This window comes from Devosia sp., from assembly GCF_036676215.1.
Classification (GTDB): Bacteria; Pseudomonadota; Alphaproteobacteria; order Rhizobiales; family Devosiaceae; genus Devosia.
Map to the genome: position 1 here is coordinate 1 of NZ_JAKFDJ010000148.1, position 3,712 is coordinate 3,712.

The following is a 3,712-nucleotide window of genomic DNA, read 5'->3' on the forward strand; positions in this document are numbered from 1 at the left end:
TCAACTGGGAGAGCAGTTCGCGCGCCTTGCTCAGGCTGATCTGGCGCAGCAGCCATTTCACCTTGGGCAGGTTGGTGGCGTTCATCGACAGGCTGTCGAAGCCCATGGCCATCAGAAGCACCGCGGCCGAGGGGTCGCCGGCCATCTCGCCGCAGATGCTCACCGGCTTGCCTTCGGTGTGGGCATGCTGCACCACCAACTGCAGCGCCTGCAGCACCGCAGGGTGCAGGTAGTCGTAGAGGTCGGCGACCCGCGGATTGTTGCGGTCCACCGCAAGCAGGTATTGGGTCAGGTCATTCGAGCCGACCGAGAGGAAGTCGACCTGGCGCGCCAGCTCGCGGGTCTGATAGACAGCCGCGGGAATCTCGATCATCACCCCCACCGGCGGCATCGGGATGTCCACGCCCTCGTCGCGCACCTCGCCCCAGGCGCGGTGGATCAGGTGCAGCGACTCTTCCAGCTCCTGGACGCCGGAGATCATCGGCAGCAGGATGCGCAGGTTGTCCAGGCCCTCGCTGGCCTTGAGCATGGCGCGCACCTGGACCAGGAAGATTTCCGGGTGGTCGAGGGTGACGCGGATGCCGCGCCAGCCGAGGAAGGGGTTCTCTTCCTTGATCGGGAAGTAGGACAGCGCCTTGTCGCCGCCGATATCCAGGGTGCGCATGGTCACGGGCAGCGGGTGGAAGGCGGCGAGCTGCTCGCGGTAGATCGCCAACTGTTCCTTCTCGCTGGGGAAGCGCTCCTTGATCATGAACGGCACTTCGGTGCGGTACAGGCCGACGCCCTCGGCACCGCGTTCCTGGGCGCGCACCACATCGGCGAGCAGGCCGGTGTTGACCCACAGCGGCATGCGGTGGCCATCCAGGGTCTCGCAGGGCAGCGAGCGCAGCGCCTCGAGGCCCTTGACCAGCTGGCGCTCCTCCTCGACCACCTCGCTGTACTGGCGGCGCAGCTCGGGCGAGGGGTTGGTGAAGACTTCGCCATGGTAGCCGTCGACGATCAGCTCGATGCCGTCGACTTTGGAATAGGGCAGGTCGACCGCCCCCATCACCGTGGGAATGCCCATGGCGCGGGCGAGGATCGCCACATGCGAGTTGCCCGAGCCGAGCACCGAGATCAGGCCCGCCAGCTTGCCTTCCGGCACTTCGCCAAGCATCGCCGGGGACAGCTCCTCGCTGACCAGGATGCAGTTGTCCGGGTAGGTCAGGGTCTGATGGCGGGCCTCCTGCAGATGGGCCAGCAGGCGGCGGCCGAGGTCCTTGACGTCCGAGGCGCGCTCGCGCAGATAGGCGTCGTCCATCAACTCGAAACGATTGACGTGCTCGTTGACCACCTGGCGCAACGCACCCTGGGCCCATTGGCCGGTCTGGATGACATTCACCACTTCATTACCCAGGGCGGCGTCTTCCAGCATCATCAGGTAGACGTCGAACAGCGCCCGCTCTTCCGGGCGCAGCTGGCTGGCGAGCTTGGCCGAGAGCGTGCGCATATCGGCGCGCACCGCTTCCAGGGCGTTATTGAACAGCACCAGCTCGGCGGCGATATCCTCCACCGTCTTGTCCGGCACCACGTCCAGATCGGCCGGCGGCAGCATCACCAGCGCGGTGCCGACGGCGGCCCCCGGCGCGCCCGGCACGCCGATGAACTTGGCTTCCTGGATGCCCTTGCCCTGCTTGCCCAGGCCGCGGATCGAGCCGGTGGCCTCGGCATGGGCGATCACCCCGGCCAGCTGCGCGCTCATGGTGACCAGGAAGGCTTCCTCGCCCTCGTCGAACTGGCGGCGCTCCTTTTGTTGCACCACCAGCACGCCCATCACCCGCCGGTGGTGGATGATGGGTGCGCCGAGGAAGGAGGCATAACGTTCCTCGCCGGTCTCGGCGAAGTAGCGATAGCGCGGGTGATCGGCGGCGTGCTCGAGGTTGAGCGGCTCCTCGCGAGTGCCGACCAGGCCGACCAGGCCCTCGTTGGGCGCCATGCTGACCCGACCGATGGAGCGCTTGTTGAGGCCCTCGGTGGCCATCAGGACGAAACGGTTGGCCTCAGGGTCGAGCAGGTAGACCGAGCAGACCTGGGTGCCCATGGCCTCCTTGACCCGCTGCACGATGATCGCCAACGCCGCCTTGAGATCCTTGGCGGCGTTCACTTCCTGGACGATCTTGCGCAGCGTGTTGAGCATGCTCGGGGCCTACGTCGTCAGTCGCGCGCCAGCAGGCGCGGGGCAAGTTCCTTGAGCGCGCGACGGTAAACCTCGCGCTTGAATGTCACTACCTGGCCCAGCGGATACCAATAACTGACCCAGCGCCAGCCGTCGAACTCCGGCTTGCCGGTCAGATCCATCCGCACCCGCTGTTCGTCGGAGAGCAGGCGCAGGAGAAACCACTTCTGCTTCTGGCCGATGCACAGCGGCTGGCTATGGGTGCGGACCAAACGTTGGGGCAGACGATAGCGCAACCAGCCCCGGGTGCAGGCAAGAATTTTCACATCCTGCTGCTCCAGGCCGACTTCTTCATTCAGTTCACGAAACAGCGCTTCTTCCGGCGTCTCCCGAGCGTTGATTCCACCCTGCGGAAACTGCCAGGCATCCTGGTTGATGCGCCGCGCCCAGAGCACCTGGCCCACCTCATTGGTGAGAATGATGCCGACATTCGGGCGAAAACCATCGGGATCGATCACGGCAAACAACCTCGCAAACGCATGTTTCAGCATTGTTCCATAAAGGCCGTGACAGCGGCAACGCGGGCTCCCCGCCTTATGGGCAGGCCCGGCAAAAGCCGCTACTCTAGCGGCCTTTTTTAGGCATCCTGCAAGAGACTTCATCGTGCGTTTGGCTCTGTTCGATCTCGACAACACCCTGCTGGCCGGCGACAGCGACCACGCCTGGGGCGACTACCTGTGCGCCCGCGGCATCCTCGACGGCGTGGCCTACAAGGCGCGCAACGATGCCTTCTACCAGGACTACCTGGCCGGTCGCCTGAACATCCAGGAATACCTGAACTTCAGCCTGGAGATCCTCGGCCGCAGCGAGATGGCCCAGCTGGAGCAGTGGCACCGCGAATTCATGCGCGACTGCATCGAGCCGATCATCCTGGCCAAGGGCCAGGCGCTGGTGGAGCAACACCGCGCCGCCGGCGACAAGCTGCTGATCATCACCGCCACCAACAGGTTCGTCACCGCACCTATCGCCGCGCGCCTGGGCGTCGACACCCTGCTCGCCACCGAATGCGAGATGCGCGGCGGCCGCTACACCGGGCTGACCACCGATGTCCCCTGCTATAAGGAAGGCAAGGTCACCCGCCTCGACCGCTGGCTGGCCGAGACCGGCTACTCGCTGGAAGACAGCTATTTCTACAGTGACTCGCGCAACGACCTGTCGCTGCTGGAGCGGGTCAGCCACCCGGTGGCGGTCGACCCCGACCCGACCCTGCGCGCCGAGGCCGAGCAGCGCGGCTGGCCGATCATCTCGCTGCGCTAGTGTGGCGCCTCGTAATAGCCGATTTCTCGGGCCGATGCCGGTGGCATGCGTAGGGTGCGCTATGCGCACCACTTGCAGCGGGCATTTGGTGCGCAGAGCGCACCCTACGAGCTAAAGGAATCATCGGGGTTACGAGTCTCGAGTAGGGTGCGATTTATCGCACCAGCGATCCTCGACGCATCAGCATTGGTGCGGTAAACCGCACCCTACGCCGGCTTGCCCGCCGTCAAAGCGGCTTGC

General features: G+C 65.3%; 3 protein-coding genes. 1 reads left to right on the plus strand and 2 read right to left on the minus strand.

Annotated elements, in window-relative coordinates; genetic code table 11:
• Both ptsP and V6M52_RS12835 read right to left on the minus strand, forming a co-directional pair.
• Window positions 1-2,176 (minus strand): phosphoenolpyruvate--protein phosphotransferase (ptsP, locus tag V6M52_RS12830; RefSeq protein ID WP_332701301.1); only part of this gene is annotated, 2,176 nt, incomplete at its 3' end.
• A gap of 17 nt (window positions 2,177-2,193) precedes the next feature.
• On the minus strand, window positions 2,194-2,706 hold the full coding sequence (locus tag V6M52_RS12835; RefSeq protein ID WP_332701302.1) for an RNA pyrophosphohydrolase: 513 nt from the start codon (window positions 2,704-2,706) through the stop codon (window positions 2,194-2,196).
• A 112-nt stretch (window positions 2,707-2,818) separates the two neighbouring features.
• Between V6M52_RS12835 and V6M52_RS12840 the strand changes: the two genes are divergently transcribed.
• Entirely contained in the window at window positions 2,819-3,472 is a 654-nt protein-coding gene (locus V6M52_RS12840) for an HAD family hydrolase (RefSeq protein ID WP_332701303.1), read from the plus strand.
• Window positions 3,473-3,712: the final 240 nt, after the last annotated feature.

What these genes read in the sequence shown, in the direction of transcription:
- V6M52_RS12835 (WP_332701302.1), bottom strand. Translation starts at nt 2,706, where the DNA reads ATGCTGAAACATGCGTTTGCGAGGTTGTTTGCCGTGATCGATCCCGAT.